The sequence below is a fragment of the Acinetobacter johnsonii genome, assembly GCF_048551975.1.
GTDB classification, from domain to species: domain Bacteria; phylum Pseudomonadota; class Gammaproteobacteria; order Pseudomonadales; family Moraxellaceae; genus Acinetobacter; species Acinetobacter johnsonii_A.
In genome coordinates, this window is sequence record NZ_JBIMCF010000005.1 from 72,784 (window position 1) to 88,778 (window position 15,995).

The window sequence follows — 15,995 nt, forward strand, 5'->3', positions numbered from 1 at the left end:
GATTATTTCACGCTCGCTGATAATTTAATCTGCCCTGCATCTGAGACCAACTCCATTTTTTCAATACTCAAACCATTTTGCGTTAGTTGGGTCAAAAAGTTGGCCAACACCACATAGTTTGCATGGCTTACCACCAACTGAATTTGTTCAGCATTTTGCTGCGAAGCAACCGATAAGCCCTGCTGTTGTGCAATACGTTGGATCTGTTCCATCGGAGTCAATTGCCCATCTGAGCTCGATTTCATGGTGACTGCATTGCTCTGCATCCATGTCATGGTTTCTTTGAGCTGGTTCACGCGTTTTTGCTGTTTTTCTGCCGCAGCATGAGTATACCAAAGTGCAGCCCCTATCGAGCTCACCAAGATGAAAATAACCAAGAAGATGGCTAATACACGGTCGCGCGGTGTAAGACGATCAAAATAAGCACTGATCAGTCCTAAACGCTGATCTACAACAGTTTGTAAATTTTGCATGGCTTTCATTATTGTATTTTCACCATTCCAATTGCCCCACCCGTGGTCGGCTGAATATTGCCTAACTCAACCTGAAAACCCTGTTGATTAAGCTGCTGAGTGAGTGTCTGTAAAGCCTCTGCCGAGTTGGCTTTAAGTTGCATATTTAGGCTATTCGCTTCATACACCACCTGATTAGCCACAATTTGCTGTTGCATAAGCACAGGGCTAACACGACTCAATAAAGACAAAGCTTGAGCATCTGCCTGTTTATTCATATTCAGTTGATATTCAAACTGACTTCGCAGGGTTTGCTCTGTCACAGGATAGTTCGCACCAAACCAATATTTAAATTGGTCGACTGCCTGAACAGCCACTTGCTCTGCAAGCTTTTTATTTTGATACCCACGCGTCGCATCGTAGGTCAGTTGGGTCACAATCAACGCAGCCAATACCGCCGCACAGGCTTTCCAATAGCCCGTTGAAACATGTTGCTCTTTCACCTTCGGCAAAAGATTCCATGGATGTTGTTTTGCTCGTGGCAATGCAGTCCATTCATAATGGAACGACTCAAACTGCTCCTGCGTCACACTGGCGTTTAAGCTATGCATGTGCGAAGCACTCAAGTTACAAATCTTATATTTTTGATTGGCTGCTTGATAATCTAAAAATACAGCAAGATCATCAATTGATCCACCCAACCAAGAATTAGCGCGAAACAGAAGTCGCTCTTCAATACAACCTAAGATTACCTGTTCTACATCAGGTACAGGCAAAATCAGAAAATCAGGCAATAGACTAACCAGCTTCACAGGAATCAAACTCAAAGCATGCTGTAAAGTCTCTAAACGGTGCTTTGAAATACCCAAAACAGTGAGTTGCTCAGGCGCTTGAAAGTGATGTAATACTTTCATCCGATCGATTGAGCTCAATACATATTCTTCGAGCAAATACTTCACACCTTCGGCCCCCAACTGCTTGTATTGGGCCTTAGGCATATTTTGCTGAATAATTTGCACATCACGGCTTGGAAAAAAAACAGTTGCTTCCTCACCATGATGCGCTTGTATATCTTGGATCAATTGCTCAAGTGTATGAGCAGATTGCCATCTTCCCCCTATAGACCAGTGCCATGTTCCGTCGGCTTCGGGCATCCAAATTTGCAACATGTATTATATTCTGCCGTTATAATTGGTTTTTATATACTAGGTATAAATGCTTTTGTTTGTGTCGACAAGCCTTCCGCGATAACTGCTTGCTCATAAATCCGCGCTTCAGCCAAAGCATAAGGATTGAAAGATTCTGTCACCAAAATCGAGGCCATATGTGCCACCACATTCATATGACACACCACCACAATAGACTCATACGGCAAATGTGATAACCATTCCACAGCCGCTTTTGCATCATCATCGGGCTTAATGGTATTGCAGATTACAACAGGTACATCCGCAAAGTGCTGTTTAATGTGTGCCAATGTTTCCTGCGCACGCAGCAATGGGCTAACCACAAAGACATCTGGTTGGATACGCGACTTTAAAAAATCAGCAGTTTGCTCTGCCTGTGCATGCCCACGTTCGGTGAGTGGGCGCTTAGTGTCATTTCCCATGATCGGTGGCGCAGCTTCACCATGACGTACCAAAGTCAGTTGCATAAAAAATCCTTATTCAAATCCTGATTATTTTAATTAATTTTTATGACAATTCAGTCATTCTACCCACTTAAACGCTCATTTTATTTCGGTTTTTAGGTAACTTTAAACCTCATGATGCGGCAAGACAAACTCCACATCACTGCGGTGTCCATTTTTCATTAAGGATAATGCAATTGTCATTGGTGGCGCATTTTCAAAAATAACACTGTATAAAGCACTGGTAATCGGCATATACACATCCAACTCTTCAGAATGTGCTTTGACTTGTACAATGGTGTTAATGCCTTCTGCTGTTTGTCCCAATTCAGTGGTTGCCTGCTCCAAACTCTTGCCTTGCCCCAGTGCAAAACCGACTTGATAGTTGCGACTCAGTGGGCTGCTACAGGTTGCGAATAAATCTCCGACACCAGACAAACCTAAGAAAGTCAGTGGATTTGCCCCTAACTTCACAGCAAAACGACTCATTTCTGCCAAAGCACGAGTCAAAATCATACTCTTGGTATTTTCACCGACTTTGTATGCAGCTGCCATTCCCATCGCAACCGCATAGATGTTTTTAAGCGCACCACCGAGTTCTACACCATGCACATCATCACTGGCGAAAACACGGAACAAGGCACTATGCAAAGCTTGTTGTACCGCATAACGCACCAAGTCAGACTGGCTTGCAATCACTGTTCCGGCTGGTTGTCCTGCCACAATTTCCTTGGCTAAGTTTGGCCCAGATAACACGCCATAAGGCACTTCTGGTAGCTCTGAGCGAATAATATCACTCATAAAACTAAAAGTATTCGCTTCAATACCCTTGGTCAAAGACACCACTGCTTGCGAAGTAATAAACGGTTTAATTTGTTTAAGGACATCACGGAAAGAATGACTCGGAATCGCCACCAAAATAATGTCGCGATCACGAACAGCCTCTTCTATATTTGAAACTGCACGTAAACCATCTTCAAGTTTAAAATCGGGCAAATAGCGTTTATTTACATGCGTTGCATTGATATCAGCTGCAACGGCTTCATCACGAATCCAAATCATGGTATCGCAGCCATTACGAACGGCAGTATTCGCCATCGCAGTCCCAAAACTACCACCACCCAAAACGGTAATACGTAGTGCCGTTTTTTGATCTACTGCTACAGGTTCAACCAAATCTGAAAACTTTAACTCTGACATTATTTTTATATCCTAAAATGGAACTATTGATTCCAATAACTTACATAATCTTGGGTTTGAATTTTGGCACGTGGTGGAATCGCTTTAACTGCCGTACCAATATATAAAATACCTGAGATCAAATCATCTGCGCTGAGGCCTAAAGCCTGTTTGAAATGCACCGACTCCACCACTACCCCACTACGCCACATGCTCGAAAAACCTTGAGCTTGTAAGGACAAAATAAAATTCTGAATAGCTGCTCCACTACTTAAAGTCTGCTCAAAATTAGGGACTTTCGGATGCGATTGAAATTTAGTCAGCGCCAAAACCAGTAATGGGGCACGAAAAGGATGATTTTTAACACGCTCTAATTGTACTGCTTCCGTTTCGCCCAAATCGGCCAAGGCCTGTGACAATAACTCACCAAATGCCTCACGTTGATCTTCAGCAATTACGATAAAACGTGTCGGCTTTAAACGATGATGATCTGGCGCAGTCAATGCGGCTTGAAATGCCCGCTCTAATTGTTCTGCATTGGGAGCAGGCTCGACCAAATGGCCAATCGATTGACGTTGATGCATATTCTGGTGAACAATATCTACCGCGAGTTCCGTCATTAGGCTCTTAATCTTTCAAATTAAACAATACGTTTTAGAGTAGCACACTCTGAAAAGTTTGCTCTAGCGCTTCAGTATGAAATACCCAGTTTCGGCAAAACTAATTTTAAAATCCTGAGCATTTTTCAAACTGTTCGATAAGAATGCATTTTTGATACATTTCTTACATGATTCATCCGACAAGCTATGTTCCAATAAACAATGATTTAATAAAACATGACTGGGGTATGAAATGAAAAAGAATATCGCTATTGCTGGAGTAGCAGCACTAACACTACTTCTAAGCGCTTGCGCATCGACACCAAGCAACTCTTTAGCGATCCAAAAAGCTGACAATCAATACGAAGTTACAGGTATTGGGAAAACTGCATTGATTGCAAAAAACAACGCGATTGAAGCAGCAGCTAAAACTTGTGGCTCTAAAGCAACAGCGATTGTGAGTGATGAAAAAACCGAATATCAAGGTGCTTTAAAAGGCGTAGTGAGTGACGAAACTGGAAAAATGATCCAAGCAGCAGCTTCCGTACTGGGTTCTATTTCGGGTACAAACTCAGGCATTAACCAAGACAGTGACTATCAAACCGTCCTGACTTTTTCGTGTAAAGCAAAATAAAGATGCCATAAAAAAACCGCTCATCTGAGCGGTTTTTTTACACCAATCTCTTCAAATAATTAGCAATAGCCTTCTAAACGTGTCAGTGGCAGTTTTTGCCCAATGGCTTTTTCAATTTCGGGTAGATAGAACGCATCATCTTCAGATAAGAAACTAATACTCACACCACGTGTACCTGCACGGCCTGTACGACCAATACGGTGTACGTAGTCATCCGACTGTTCAGGTAAGGTGAAATTTACCACATGTGATACACCATCCACATGGATACCACGCCCCGCAACATCGGTTGCAATCATGATGTTATGTTGACCATTTTTAAATTGATCTAGCATTTTCAAACGTTTGTCTTGTGAGATTTCACCTGACAACATCACTACTTTATAGCCATCACGCTTTAAGTTGTCATAGAGCTTACGCACTTGATCGCGACGATTTGCGAAAATCATCACTTTTTCAATGGGTTCATCGCGCAGAATGTCTTGTAGCAATTTATATTTATCTGACTTTGCGACCATGTACACCCGTTGTTCAACATCCGCATTGGTCTTCTTCTCTGGCTCAATTTCAACAGTTACAGGTTCAAACAACCATTGCTGCGCAAGGTTTAAAACATCGTAACTAAACGTTGCAGAGAACATCAGAGTCTGACGTTGTTCCTTACGCGGTGAGAAACGAACAATACGTTTGACTGAAGGAATAAAGCCCATATCTAATAAGCGATCGGCTTCATCAATCACTAAAAATTCAATCTGGTCGAGCCAAACTTCTTTTTGCTCAACAAAGTCAATAAGACGACCTGGTGTCGCCACCATGATATCGACAGGTTTTTTATCGAGTTGTGCTTTTTGTTTATCAAAGTCAACGCCGCCTAAAAGCGTCACGACATGTAAATCTGAGAATTTTGTGAGTTCTTTCGCATCGCTTTCAATTTGCAGTGCGAGCTCTCGGGTCGGTGCTAAAATCAAGGCGCGAGGTTCACCACGGTAGCGCTGCTCTTGAATTGGATTATTCAGCAAGTCGTTAATCACGCTCACCAAAAATGCCGCTGTTTTACCAGTCCCTGTTTGCGCACGACCAATTGTATCGTGTCCCGCCAAAGTGAATTTTAAAACCTTTTGCTGAATAGGCGTCATATCCTTAAAACCTAAAGCATCAATAGCTCGTTTAAGTTGAGGATGTAAATTTAAGGTTTCAAAACCTGATGACATATAAGTGCGCTCTGACGAAAAATCACGAAAATTGATCTGTAGTATAAACAAAAACGCCCCAATTTACATTGGGGCGTTTTAAAGTACTTTCAGACAATTAGTCTAAAGGTTGTACTTCTTCAGCTTGGAAGCCTTTTTGACCTTTTACAACGCTGAATTCAACGCGTTGGCCGTCACGTAGTGAACGGTGGCCGTCGCCTTGGATTGCACGGAAGTGAACGAATACATCGTCGCCGCCATTGCGTTGGATAAAGCCGAAGCCTTTAGTGTCGTTGAACCATTTAACTACGCCTTGTTCACGAGCTGTCATAAGTTAATCCTCATTGTATCTAAAAGAAGGACCACCCGGTGTTGCAAACAGCAGACCAAACAAGGTTTAAAAATATTTATTATTTCTAAGCTTGTAATCATTCTGTATAACTATTAACAAAATCCCGGTTACATCCATTTGTAAAATAGGCTTTAAAACAATTTAATAGTTGTGTTAAATCCCAGTACGCGACGAGCTTAACATGGGTTAAAAACAATTCATACCCTTTTTTTGATTAATCGTCTTTTTAATTCAGCATATTTTTTAACTAGTTATTTGTAATTTTAGATATAGCGACTATAGGCCTATAACACATTAAATATTTGGGTTTTGGCACTGAATTTGCTAATATTTCTACCTACCTAAATGTTGTTAAGCCTGCCCTAGCTATATGAGTGATATCGAACAAAATACCAACACTATTGATGCAATGGGGCAACCATGCCCTATGCCTCTGTTGTTGCTTAAACGCGCACTTAAGAAGAGTTCGGCGCAGCATTTTCTATTAAAATCGTCTGATCCGCACAGTCAGATCGATATCACGCGTTATTGCGAAATCCATCATTTAACTTGTGTTTTGAAACAAATTAATGAACATGAATTTCACTACTTCATTGAATCTTAATTCTTTTCAATTACACTAAGTCCATTAACATTTGCATAAAAGTTTACATTTCTATACCCAATTTTCCATTATTCAACGGAAGATTGGATTAAGATAAATTCAATTGTTGGGTAAAAATGAAATCCCTAAGGAGAACACATGAGTGACAGCAGCAATCAATTGATGCCCCTGTCATTATCAGCACCAGGTGTAAACTTGGGCGCTTATATTAGTACTGTCAACCAAATCCCGATTTTGACAGCGGAACAAGAAAAAGAGTTAGCTGAACGTTACTATTATGACCAAGACCTCGATGCCGCTAAACTTTTAGTCATGTCGCATCTACGTTTTGTGGTTCATATTGCCCGCAGTTATGCAGGCTACGGCTTACCTCAAGGTGACCTCATTCAAGAAGGTAACTTGGGCTTAATGAAAGCCGTTAAACGTTTCGACCCAAACATGGGCGTACGCTTGGTTTCTTTTGCGGTACATTGGATTAAAGCAGAAATTCACGAATATGTGATTCGTAACTGGCGTATCGTCAAAATTGCGACAACTAAAGCACAACGTAAACTGTTCTTTAATTTGCGTAGTCTAAAAAAGTCGTCTAAGAAGTTGACTTTACAAGAGGCTCAATCAATTGCAAATGATCTGAATGTCACACCGGAACAGGTGTTGGAAATGGAAGGTCGTTTGACTGCTTATGATGCCGCGTTTGAAGCTCAGGGCGATGATGACGATGAAGGTTCAACCCATGTTGCACCTGCGCTCTATCTTGAAGATAACCGTTACGACCCTGCACGTTTGGCTGAAGAAGAAGATTACGAAGAACAAAGCACCACTGCTCTGCATGATGCAATGGAACAACTTGATGACCGTTCGCGTAATATTTTACAGCGCCGTTGGTTAGATGATGAAAAATCGACACTGCACGAACTGGCTGCTGAATATAATGTTTCGGCCGAACGTATTCGTCAGCTTGAAAAAAATGCCATGGAAAAAATTAAAGTAGCAATGTCATCAAACTAAGCTGATACCAATACAGAAAAGGGCGAAATGCCCTTTTCTTTTTGCAAATAAATGAGGCTTTTTGTCTTTTAACCTTTCTTCAAAATATGGTACTTTGTTGCGCACAGAGATAAAATAAAGCATTGCATATGTGGATTGCGATTTCAGCGCTGAATTTAGCGTTTGCCGTTATATTAGGTGCCTTTGGCGCACATGGTCTCAAAGCACGTGCTACTGAAGCCCAATTGGCTTGGTGGCAAACTGCAACCGATTACTTTTTTTACCATGCGCTTGGTTTACTGGTGCTCGGCATTTTGGCCAAAGTTATTCCCCAACTCCCCATCAAAACCAGCTTTTTACTGATTCAAGTCGGCATCTTATTTTTCTGTGGTTCCCTTTATGTCATGGCATTAGGCTTACCGCGTGGCCTAGGTGCGATTACCCCGATTGGTGGCGCATTGATGATTGCAGGCTGGTTGGTTCTGGCATGGAATGCCATGAAATATGCCAAGTAAACAACTAGAGATGAGCACCATGCAAATTTATTTAAATGGCGAACTACAGCACACCGAATGTAAAAACCTGCTTGAACTGGTGCAAACCTTTGCACTTGAAGGCAAACGTTTTGCTGTTGAGCAAAATGAAAATATTATTAGTAAAAGTAAATTGGAACACACTCCAATTTGTGCAATGGATCGAATTGAAATTATTCATGCCGTCGGTGGCGGTTAATACGGAGTTCACATGCAAGACAGCCCTCTCATCATTGGTTCTAGATCATTTCAATCTCGTCTACTGGTGGGCACAGGTAAATATAAGGACCTGCAAGAAACCGATTTGGCCATTCAAGCCAGTGGCGCAGAAATCGTGACTGTTGCTATTCGTCGCGTCAATATTGGTCAACACCCCGACCAACCAAACTTATTGTCCGTGGTCCCACCTGAAAAATACACCATTCTCCCGAATACAGCAGGCTGCTTTGATGCCAATAGTGCCGTGCGTACCTGTATGTTGGCGCGTGAATTATTAGACGGTCATAACTTGGTCAAGCTTGAAGTATTGGGCGATGAAAAAACGCTATATCCAAACATTACCGAAACATTGAAAGCGGCACGTACCTTGATTGACGATGGTTTTGAAATCATGGTCTATACCTCGGATGACCCAATTGTGGCGCAAGAGCTTGAAAGCATGGGCTGTGTTGCCATCATGCCTTTAGGCAGTTTGATTGGTTCGGGTTTAGGTATTTTAAATCCACACACGATTTCTATTATTAAAGAAAATGCCAAGGTCCCTGTGTTGGTGGATGCAGGTGTGGGTACGGCAAGCGATGCAGCCATTGCTATGGAACTTGGCTGTGATGGCGTGTTGATGAATACCGCGATTGCTGCCGCTCAACAGCCAATTTTAATGGCTTCTGCAATGAAAAAAGCTGTTGAAGCGGGTCGAGAAGCGTTCCTCGCAGGCCGTATGACTCGCAAACGTATGGCGAATGCAAGCTCACCAGAAACAGGTTATTTCTTTAAATAATCTTTTAATCTGTTTTAAGCAATAAAAAAGGACTCTTCGGAGTCCTTTTTTATTTATTTCAACATAAAGACAGTATTTTATGCTGACCTAGCTTATAGGGACATGCCGTCGTACTCTTTGATACACTCAATAATATCCATATTCAAATATCTATAACCATATAAAAATGAGAGGAAACGATACCCATGCAAAAATGGATCAGACCAACACTCATAGTTAATGCCCTATTTTTCATAACACTCGCAAGCAATGCTTGGGCCAAAGTAGAGGAAAAACCGACTCTCAAAGTAAGTTACCAATCTTTTGTGCCAAAAAACTGGAAGATTTTAGAAAAAGTCCAAGGTGATTTAAACCAAGATGGTCAAGCAGATATTGCCCTGATTATTGAAGACACCAATCCTGAACATATCGTTAAAAATGATCGCTTAGGGAGTGATGTCGTCAATATCAATGAACGAAAGCTTTTGGTTTTATTGAAGCAAACACATGGTTATCAACTTGCGGCAACTAATAGCACTTTGCCGACAGAAGGGGACATAGAGTCCCCTTGCCTCGCTGATCCGCTCGGTGAGACTGAAGCGTTAAGCATTCAAAAAGGTGTGCTCAAAATTCATCTGCATTACTGGTTAAGCTGTGGTTCATGGTATGTGACCAATCACACGCATACCTTCCGATACCAAGACCGTGCATTTAAACTGATTGGTTATGATGTTGATGATTTCCACCGTGCATCAGGCGACATCACGGCGCGAAGTATCAACTTTATGAAAGGTAAAGTAAAAAGTACGACAGGTGAAAATGAGTTTGCTGAAACAACACAACCTGTCAAAGTTCAATGGACAACATTAAAACAGCGCTACGCATTGAAACTCGAACAGGTTCAGTTTAATGAAGCACTAGAGTTTAAATAAACAGAGCGAAGAAAAGCGCTGTCAAACTCATATGCATCACTTATTGCACTTCTAAAATACGAATTTGTACATGAGCAACTGCACCTTCAGTTGCTTGAGCATGTTGCTGCATATTGATACTGTGCATATGTGTTTCTAAATGCTGCATGCTTTCCCATTTTTCATACATCATGATTGAAAACGGTACTTTGGTTTGTAATGCACTCTCAACAGCAGCATGGTCGATATGCACATCATAGAGATGGCAACCAGGCTCTTGTAATACTTGCTCACGGATGTTGTTGAATGAATCAAGAACTGTTATAAAATCTTGCTCTGAATGACAAATAATTTCAGCAATGACAGTTAGCATACTCACATCTCCCAATTAAGCAAAAACTTGCGTCAAATGCTCACGGTACTTTGCCATATAGGCTTCAACTTCAGGAGCTTTAATCACATCATTGACAATAAAAGTCGGTAAGGTTTGCATCCCTAAAAATTGATTGGCTTTGTGAAAAGGTAAATAAACCCCGTCGACCCCAACCCCATGAAAAAATTGTTCAGCATCGTTAAATGCATCCATCGGTGCATTCCATGTCAACGACAGCATATAGTTTTTATCGTGAATCAGACCGCCTGAACCATACTTTTTTGAAGCATCGGAACGTGAGCGACCATCATTGGCATACAGACTACCGTGCCCTTCGGTAAAGACATCATCGATATACTTTTTCACAGTCCATGGTGCACCCATCCACCAACCCGGCATTTGGTAAATCACGGTGTCAGCCCACAGGAATTTCTCCACTTCAGCTTTTGCATCATATTCGCTGTCGGCGCGTGTCACTTGAACCTGATGTCCTAAGTCTAACAACACCTCTTGTGCAAGTTCAGTTAAGGTATCGTTTAACTGACCATTCGAGTGTGCAAAGGTTTTTGCACCGTTAATTAATAAAATATTTTTCATGGGAAGAGCCTAAATGCCAAAATCTATGCAGGCACTATAAAGACTCTGTTCTGCGCTAAAAAGTAGTGAATCTGCAAAATATTATTGAGTAAAGATCAACAATAAATTTTAAAGTACAAAAAAAGCGCCTTTAGGCGCTTCTTCAATGCATCAAAATTAAGGAATTAGACCTTCATCTCGCATTGCAATTTGTACTGACTGACGCTCTGCCACTTTATTACGGATAAAGATAATATTTTTATATGGTGATAAATCATGTTCGATGCCATTTGACCAATTGGTGAGGACAAATAAATACGCATCTGCGGGGCCAAAATTATCATCGACCAAATATTCATGATCTGACTCACCAATTTGTTTATCGATATAACTGAGTAAACGATCAATCTCTGCATAGGCTTTTTCTTTGGCAGCAGCATCTAATGGCGCACCAAAGAAAACGGCATAAGCATCGTGCAATTCAGAGTTTAAATAACCTAGCCATTCTAAAACTTTGGCACGCCCCAAACCCGATGGCGGAATAAGATCTTGTTTTGGATCATGTTGTGCTAAAAATGGCAAAATGGCTACATTTTCAGTCAGAATCAAACCTGGATTAATCTCTAAAGCGGGGACATATCCTTTTGGATTAATTTCGTAATAATCAGCACCTTTTTCTGTTTTATGTGTTTTTAAATCTACTCGGACTAAATCAAAGTCAACATTAATTTCATTGAGGATAATGTGCGCCGCAAGCGAGCACGCACCCGGTGCATAATAAAGCTTCATATCTGATCCTTGTTATAACTCTATTCTCTGTTTTAAATGGCTTCTAACAAACTTTCAAGTGATCAAAACCTGTAAATTGCAAAAAAGCGTAAACGAAAAATCACTCGTTCGCCTATTGAATATTGTCTAATTCAAATTTTTTTTCAAGTACAACAACACTGCAATTTGCAACAGAGTTGTTTTAACATAGCCCCCTTGACCCTAAAATGAATTTGATCTGTGATTAGCCTTAAAAAAGATGAATGGTTTTCTAACATTCGTACCGATGTTCTTGCTGGTTTAGTGGTAGGACTTGCCCTGATTCCCGAATCTATTGCTTTTTCAGCAATTGCAGGTGTAGACCCTCAAGTCGGACTGTATGCCTCCTTTTGTATCGCAGTGAGCATTGCTTTTTTTGGCGGTCGTCCAGCCATGATTTCAGCAGCAACAGGCGCGATGGCTCTACTCATGATCACTCTGGTCAAAGAGCATGGCCTACAGTATTTACTGGCGGCAACCATTCTCACTGGGGTCATTCAGATAGTTGCGGGTTATTTTAAAGTTGCCAAACTGATGCGTTTTGTGTCGCAGTCGGTGGTGTATGGCTTTTTAAATGCATTGGCGATTTTAATCTTCATGGCACAGCTTCCAGAACTCAGCCAAATGAATCACTGGGGTTATGCATTTGTCGCACTTGGCCTCGCGGTGATTTATCTGTTTCCTTATCTGCCTAAAGTGGGGAAAAGCATTTCCTCACCGCTTATTTGTATTCTTGTCCTGACCGCTTTGGCGCTGTTTTTCGGCACGGATATGCGTATGGTCAGTGACTTAGGTCATTTCCCCGATACTTTACCTATTTTTCTACTGCCTGATATTCCACTGACCTTTGAAACGCTACAAATTGTCTTTCCTTACGCCATCACATTAGCGACCGTCGGTTTGCTTGAAAGCATGATGACCACCACAGTAGTGAATGAAGTCACAGGCACTGAAGGTGACCGTCATCAAGAATGTCGCGGACAAGGCATGGCCAATATTGTGAGCGGTTTTATGGGCGGCATGGCAGGTTGTGCCATGATTGGACAGTCTGTGATTAATGTCAGCTCTGGTGCACGTACTCGACTTTCAACCTTAGTGGCTGGTGTATTTTTACTATGTTTGGTGGTGTTTTTTAAAGACTGGCTGTCCTATATTCCAATGGCGGCATTGGTTGCCATTATGATCATGGTGGCATTTACAACCTTTCAATGGGTCTCGGTTAAAAACATCGCTAAACACCCGCTACAAAGTAATGTGGTAATGCTCAGTGTCGTGATGATTGTCTTAGCCACACATAATCTTGCCTTGGGTGTCTTTGTCGGAGTTTTACTGTCCGCATTATTTTTCATCAACAAACTGGAAAGTACGGTTCATGTTCAGTCTGAACTGCATAACCATACTCGTCGCTATGTAGTGAGTGGTCAAATTTTCTTTAGCAGTTCAGAGAAATTCTTTCAGTTTTTTGACTTTAACGAACATATTCAGAAGGTTGAAATTGAACTCAGCCATGCACATATTTGGGATATGACTTCAGTCCAAATGTTAAATGCGGTAGTTGAAAAGTTTGCAGCCCGCGCTGTTGTGGTCGAGGTGTTAGGCTTAAATGAAGCCAGCAGCACCCTCATTGACCGTATCAGCTCATAAAAGATTTCAAAAATCATAGACAAAATAAAAGGGCGATGACGCCCTTTTATTATTATCCATAAAGAGAGTTAAGACTGATTTTTGCGACGTCTTAAACTGCCATACAAGGCCAAACCAATTAACCCTAATGCAGACCACAGTCCTGTACTTCCCGCACTGGTTTTATCATCATCGTTAACCACTGCATCGTTTAAGTCTAAATCCACAATCACAGGATCATGGTCAGAAGAGCGGTAAGCATCGTCCGCATAGAATGCAGCAATTTGCTCCTCAGTTTTATATTCTTCGTTATAGTCCAGTGCCGTCGGCTCATCCGCATTGATAGGCCATGCAAATGCTTTTTTCACCATAGGATAAAGTGCTGCATCGGCAATCGCATGGTCTAAGTTGCCTGCACCGCCATAACCTTCGGTATTACTGGCTACACCGAAGACATAGCTATAAGCTGTTTTCCCCTGACCGATTTTTTCATCATTCAACAACACTTTATAGTTGGCTTGTTCAAGCGCCAAAATTGGATCTTCTTTGGCATAACTATTCAGATCACCTAACAGTAAGACATTTGGTTTACTCACCTGCGTTGGATTTTTTGCGACCCATTGCATTAACGCTTGCACTGCTTTAACGCGGGTTGGATTCCAGCATCCTTGACCATCGCCCTGATCTGCCTCTATCGAAGTTTTATCATCTGGGCAGCTACCTTTAGACTTCAAATGGTTTGGAATAACTGTAAAAGTCTTCCCACCTGATAGAGCTTGAAAGGTTTGTGCCATCGTGACACGATTTTTCTGGCTCTGGTCATCAAAGACCGCTGCTTCATTGATTGGTTTGACCCGCTTGGCATTATAAATAATGGCGACAGCAATCGCATCAGTTCCAAGTTTGTCAGCATTCGGAGGCGTTACATATTTCCAGTCACTCCCCAACGCTTGGGCTAAATATGCAACTGCACTACGCTCGCCATAACCATTATTGGCAATTTCCATCAGACCATAAACATCTGCATCAATCGCTTTTAATGCACTGACAATTTTCTGATGTTGCTTTTTAAACTCAGCTTCGGAACTTGCACCACGTTCGGTCGGAAAACCTTGTGCCAAACCATTGTCATAATTCAGTACATTAAATGCTGCAACACGAACTTGCTGTGTAGCCTTTGCTGGAACGCTTGCACGTGGGTTTGTCGCGTCTAAGACTTGTGGCGATGTTGCACCAAGCACAGGTTGAATTCGCCATTGGTTATAGCGGTATTCTAAAATACCTTGTACATTTTGCAGTTGTGCACCTGTACGTAGGGTGTTTTTAGCACTAAAGGACGTTGGCAACCACGGCGTTCTGTTCTGATTGTTGTAACCATCATCCAAAATAAGTTTCGAACGTAAATTCTGTTGTGCAAGCGCTTTGGCTTCGGTTGAGTTGGCAGGATATAAATTGGTTGGGATATATAAACGCGCGGGGCTTAAAGCCAACTGACCATAACGTCCATAGTCATAGTTTTCACTGACCGTGAGCGTTTGAGGAATATTGACCAACATGCCCTGATAACGTTTTGGTGCGTGGCCTGACACTTCAGTCAAATTATCAAAGGGCAAATTGATCGCCATTGGTTTAACCCAATCACTTGCCGAAGGATTACAGACATTAATATCGCTGCTTAAATCTTGAAGCTGTAATTGGTTCTGATAGGTTTTCAATTTGCCTTTGAAAATAACTTCCTGCCCGACTTGCCCACCTGTCACACTACTTGAAGATGGGACATAGACAAATACAGCATTACTGGTATTTGCAGTTGCCTGAGCATCTGGGGTTTGGACAAAGAAACCTGAAAAACCATTGTTATAACGATAATCAGCCGTGATTACGCCTTTCACCACATATTCCGCATCTTGCGCTGCACTTTGCAATGCCGCAATTGGGGTCGCTGTCGTACTACAGTTCACAGTGGTTAGGGGTGGTGCCGCATTTCCAGCAAGATAACTAGAAAATGCGTTTCGATCTGACCATTTTTCCCATGCCGATGCCAAATCAAATGGTGCGGTAACGTCAATCCCTGCACTGGAAACATGATTACTTAATAGTGTGCGTTTAAAACTATTCGCTGTTGCAACACCCCCCCATCCAGTGCTTGGGCGTTCACCCACTGTGCCAAAGCGGTCAATCGCAACGCCATTATGATAAAGCACTAAAGCATCGTCACCATTGAAAGCTAAGTTCGCCTGCTGTTGTACCGCATCGCCCAGCTCTTCTTTTAAAGCAGAATGCCCGACCAGATAATGCCCCTTTGCTGCCAATTGCCCTGACAAACTCACCGTCAAATTTGCACTGCTACTGCCATTTGCGTATTGCTTGATCTGATATTCTGCCAAGTTGACCGTCGTCGGATCTGGATTATAAATTTCCAATCCTTTCTTATTTGAAGTTCCATCTACATACTGACTAAATAATAGTTGTGCATACGCAGGAAAAGAACAACCTGCCAAAATCAGGCTCAGGCTTAATATCTGTGGCTTAAAATTTTTCATCATTTTTTATCAGTTGGTTAAATCGT

At 41.8% G+C, this 15,995-nt stretch carries 19 protein-coding genes; 8 read left to right on the forward strand and 11 right to left on the reverse strand.

Features of this window, described 5'->3' with window-relative positions; genetic code table 11:
* Positions 1 to 2: 2 nt before the first annotated feature.
* The 5 genes from gspM to ACG9ZB_RS06340 all read right to left on the reverse strand — a co-directional run bounded on the left by gspM (position 3) and on the right by ACG9ZB_RS06340 (position 3,881).
* Positions 3 to 482, reverse strand: a complete 480-nt coding sequence (gene gspM, locus ACG9ZB_RS06320) for a type II secretion system protein GspM (RefSeq protein WP_419324906.1) — start codon at positions 480 to 482, stop codon at positions 3 to 5.
* A complete protein-coding gene (gene gspL / locus ACG9ZB_RS06325; protein WP_419324908.1) occupies positions 482 to 1,621 on the reverse strand; it encodes a type II secretion system protein GspL in 1,140 nt (379 codons plus the stop codon). Before gspL ends, gspM begins: the two co-directional genes overlap by 1 nt.
* Positions 1,622 to 1,650: 29 nt before the next feature.
* The gene (locus tag ACG9ZB_RS06330; RefSeq protein WP_005400615.1) at positions 1,651 to 2,106 is read right to left on the reverse strand and encodes a phosphoglycerate mutase family protein; all 456 of its coding nucleotides are present in this window, start codon (positions 2,104 to 2,106) and stop codon (positions 1,651 to 1,653) included.
* 102 nt (positions 2,107 to 2,208) lie between these two features.
* Positions 2,209 to 3,282: an NAD(P)H-dependent glycerol-3-phosphate dehydrogenase gene (locus ACG9ZB_RS06335; RefSeq protein WP_419324910.1), complete on the reverse strand. Its 1,074-nt coding sequence runs from the start codon at positions 3,280 to 3,282 to the stop codon at positions 2,209 to 2,211.
* 23 nt (positions 3,283 to 3,305) lie between these two features.
* Positions 3,306 to 3,881, reverse strand: a complete 576-nt coding sequence (locus tag ACG9ZB_RS06340; RefSeq protein WP_419324912.1) for a nitroreductase family protein — start codon at positions 3,879 to 3,881, stop codon at positions 3,306 to 3,308.
* A 232-nt stretch (positions 3,882 to 4,113) separates the two neighbouring features.
* Between ACG9ZB_RS06340 and ACG9ZB_RS06345 the strand changes: the two genes are divergently transcribed.
* Entirely contained in the window at positions 4,114 to 4,494 is a 381-nt protein-coding gene (locus tag ACG9ZB_RS06345; RefSeq protein WP_419324914.1) for a hypothetical protein, read from the forward strand.
* Between the two features lie 59 nt (positions 4,495 to 4,553).
* Here ACG9ZB_RS06345 and rhlB read toward each other — a convergent pair whose 3' ends face one another.
* Both rhlB and ACG9ZB_RS06355 read right to left on the reverse strand, forming a co-directional pair.
* Positions 4,554 to 5,705, reverse strand: a complete 1,152-nt coding sequence (gene rhlB, locus ACG9ZB_RS06350; RefSeq protein WP_419324915.1) for an ATP-dependent RNA helicase RhlB — start codon at positions 5,703 to 5,705, stop codon at positions 4,554 to 4,556.
* A gap of 97 nt (positions 5,706 to 5,802) precedes the next feature.
* The gene (locus ACG9ZB_RS06355; RefSeq protein WP_004648643.1) at positions 5,803 to 6,015 is read right to left on the reverse strand and encodes a cold-shock protein; all 213 of its coding nucleotides are present in this window, start codon (positions 6,013 to 6,015) and stop codon (positions 5,803 to 5,805) included.
* 391 nt (positions 6,016 to 6,406) lie between these two features.
* Between ACG9ZB_RS06355 and ACG9ZB_RS06360 the strand changes: the two genes are divergently transcribed.
* The 6 genes from ACG9ZB_RS06360 (at position 6,407) to ACG9ZB_RS06385 (ending at position 10,068) form a co-directional block, all read left to right on the forward strand.
* Entirely contained in the window at positions 6,407 to 6,640 is a 234-nt protein-coding gene (locus ACG9ZB_RS06360; RefSeq protein ID WP_419324917.1) for a sulfurtransferase TusA family protein, read from the forward strand.
* A 138-nt stretch (positions 6,641 to 6,778) separates the two neighbouring features.
* Positions 6,779 to 7,648, forward strand: a complete 870-nt coding sequence (gene rpoH / locus ACG9ZB_RS06365; protein WP_348927987.1) for an RNA polymerase sigma factor RpoH — start codon at positions 6,779 to 6,781, stop codon at positions 7,646 to 7,648.
* Positions 7,649 to 7,776: 128 nt separating this feature from the next.
* Positions 7,777 to 8,142 carry a DUF423 domain-containing protein gene (locus ACG9ZB_RS06370; protein WP_419324919.1) on the forward strand — a complete coding sequence of 122 codons (366 nt, stop codon included), beginning with the start codon at positions 7,777 to 7,779 and terminating at the stop codon, positions 8,140 to 8,142.
* A 19-nt stretch (positions 8,143 to 8,161) separates the two neighbouring features.
* The gene (gene thiS / locus ACG9ZB_RS06375) at positions 8,162 to 8,359 is read left to right on the forward strand and encodes a sulfur carrier protein ThiS (RefSeq protein ID WP_004696245.1); all 198 of its coding nucleotides are present in this window, start codon (positions 8,162 to 8,164) and stop codon (positions 8,357 to 8,359) included.
* Positions 8,360 to 8,371: 12 nt separating this feature from the next.
* Positions 8,372 to 9,157, forward strand: a complete 786-nt coding sequence (locus ACG9ZB_RS06380) for a thiazole synthase (protein WP_419324921.1) — start codon at positions 8,372 to 8,374, stop codon at positions 9,155 to 9,157.
* Between the two features lie 185 nt (positions 9,158 to 9,342).
* Positions 9,343 to 10,068 (forward strand): hypothetical protein, encoded by a 726-nt coding sequence (locus ACG9ZB_RS06385; RefSeq protein ID WP_419324923.1) that lies wholly within the window; start codon positions 9,343 to 9,345, stop codon positions 10,066 to 10,068.
* Positions 10,069 to 10,108: 40 nt separating this feature from the next.
* Here ACG9ZB_RS06385 and ACG9ZB_RS06390 read toward each other — a convergent pair whose 3' ends face one another.
* The 3 genes from ACG9ZB_RS06390 to ACG9ZB_RS06400 form a co-directional block, all read right to left on the reverse strand.
* Positions 10,109 to 10,420: a putative quinol monooxygenase gene (locus tag ACG9ZB_RS06390; RefSeq protein ID WP_419324925.1), complete on the reverse strand. Its 312-nt coding sequence runs from the start codon at positions 10,418 to 10,420 to the stop codon at positions 10,109 to 10,111.
* A 15-nt stretch (positions 10,421 to 10,435) separates the two neighbouring features.
* On the reverse strand, positions 10,436 to 11,017 hold the full coding sequence (locus tag ACG9ZB_RS06395; protein ID WP_419324927.1) for an NAD(P)H-dependent oxidoreductase: 582 nt from the start codon (positions 11,015 to 11,017) through the stop codon (positions 10,436 to 10,438).
* Positions 11,018 to 11,173: 156 nt separating this feature from the next.
* Complete coding sequence (locus ACG9ZB_RS06400; RefSeq protein WP_419324929.1) at positions 11,174 to 11,785, reverse strand: glutathione binding-like protein; 612 nt, start codon at positions 11,783 to 11,785, stop codon at positions 11,174 to 11,176.
* A 219-nt stretch (positions 11,786 to 12,004) separates the two neighbouring features.
* Here ACG9ZB_RS06400 and ACG9ZB_RS06405 point away from each other — a divergent pair, with 219 nt between their 5' ends.
* Positions 12,005 to 13,447: a SulP family inorganic anion transporter gene (locus ACG9ZB_RS06405; RefSeq protein ID WP_419324931.1), complete on the forward strand. Its 1,443-nt coding sequence runs from the start codon at positions 12,005 to 12,007 to the stop codon at positions 13,445 to 13,447.
* A gap of 68 nt (positions 13,448 to 13,515) precedes the next feature.
* On the opposite strand, the gene ACG9ZB_RS06410 is transcribed toward ACG9ZB_RS06405, so the two are convergent.
* On the reverse strand, positions 13,516 to 15,969 hold the full coding sequence (locus ACG9ZB_RS06410; protein ID WP_419325040.1) for an ExeM/NucH family extracellular endonuclease: 2,454 nt from the start codon (positions 15,967 to 15,969) through the stop codon (positions 13,516 to 13,518).
* Positions 15,970 to 15,995 lie beyond the last annotated feature (26 nt).

What these genes read in the sequence shown, in the direction of transcription:
- ACG9ZB_RS06385 (WP_419324923.1), top strand. Translation starts at nt 9,343, where the DNA reads ATGCAAAAATGGATCAGACCAACACTCATAGTTAATGCCCTATTTTTC.
- ACG9ZB_RS06345 (WP_419324914.1), top strand. Translation starts at nt 4,114, where the DNA reads ATGAAAAAGAATATCGCTATTGCTGGAGTAGCAGCACTAACACTACTT.
- ACG9ZB_RS06330 (WP_005400615.1), bottom strand. Translation starts at nt 2,106, where the DNA reads ATGCAACTGACTTTGGTACGTCATGGTGAAGCTGCGCCACCGATCATG.
- ACG9ZB_RS06340 (WP_419324912.1), bottom strand. Translation starts at nt 3,881, where the DNA reads ATGACGGAACTCGCGGTAGATATTGTTCACCAGAATATGCATCAACGT.
- ACG9ZB_RS06400 (WP_419324929.1), bottom strand. Translation starts at nt 11,785, where the DNA reads ATGAAGCTTTATTATGCACCGGGTGCGTGCTCGCTTGCGGCGCACATT.
- rhlB (WP_419324915.1), bottom strand. Translation starts at nt 5,705, where the DNA reads ATGTCATCAGGTTTTGAAACCTTAAATTTACATCCTCAACTTAAACGA.
- rpoH (WP_348927987.1), top strand. Translation starts at nt 6,779, where the DNA reads ATGAGTGACAGCAGCAATCAATTGATGCCCCTGTCATTATCAGCACCA.
- ACG9ZB_RS06360 (WP_419324917.1), top strand. Translation starts at nt 6,407, where the DNA reads ATGAGTGATATCGAACAAAATACCAACACTATTGATGCAATGGGGCAA.
- ACG9ZB_RS06380 (WP_419324921.1), top strand. Translation starts at nt 8,372, where the DNA reads ATGCAAGACAGCCCTCTCATCATTGGTTCTAGATCATTTCAATCTCGT.
- ACG9ZB_RS06355 (WP_004648643.1), bottom strand. Translation starts at nt 6,015, where the DNA reads ATGACAGCTCGTGAACAAGGCGTAGTTAAATGGTTCAACGACACTAAA.
- ACG9ZB_RS06335 (WP_419324910.1), bottom strand. Translation starts at nt 3,282, where the DNA reads ATGTCAGAGTTAAAGTTTTCAGATTTGGTTGAACCTGTAGCAGTAGAT.
- gspM (WP_419324906.1), bottom strand. Translation starts at nt 482, where the DNA reads ATGAAAGCCATGCAAAATTTACAAACTGTTGTAGATCAGCGTTTAGGA.
- ACG9ZB_RS06410 (WP_419325040.1), bottom strand. Translation starts at nt 15,969, where the DNA reads ATGAAAAATTTTAAGCCACAGATATTAAGCCTGAGCCTGATTTTGGCA.
- gspL (WP_419324908.1), bottom strand. Translation starts at nt 1,621, where the DNA reads ATGTTGCAAATTTGGATGCCCGAAGCCGACGGAACATGGCACTGGTCT.
- ACG9ZB_RS06390 (WP_419324925.1), bottom strand. Translation starts at nt 10,420, where the DNA reads ATGCTAACTGTCATTGCTGAAATTATTTGTCATTCAGAGCAAGATTTT.
- ACG9ZB_RS06395 (WP_419324927.1), bottom strand. Translation starts at nt 11,017, where the DNA reads ATGAAAAATATTTTATTAATTAACGGTGCAAAAACCTTTGCACACTCG.
- ACG9ZB_RS06370 (WP_419324919.1), top strand. Translation starts at nt 7,777, where the DNA reads ATGTGGATTGCGATTTCAGCGCTGAATTTAGCGTTTGCCGTTATATTA.
- thiS (WP_004696245.1), top strand. Translation starts at nt 8,162, where the DNA reads ATGCAAATTTATTTAAATGGCGAACTACAGCACACCGAATGTAAAAAC.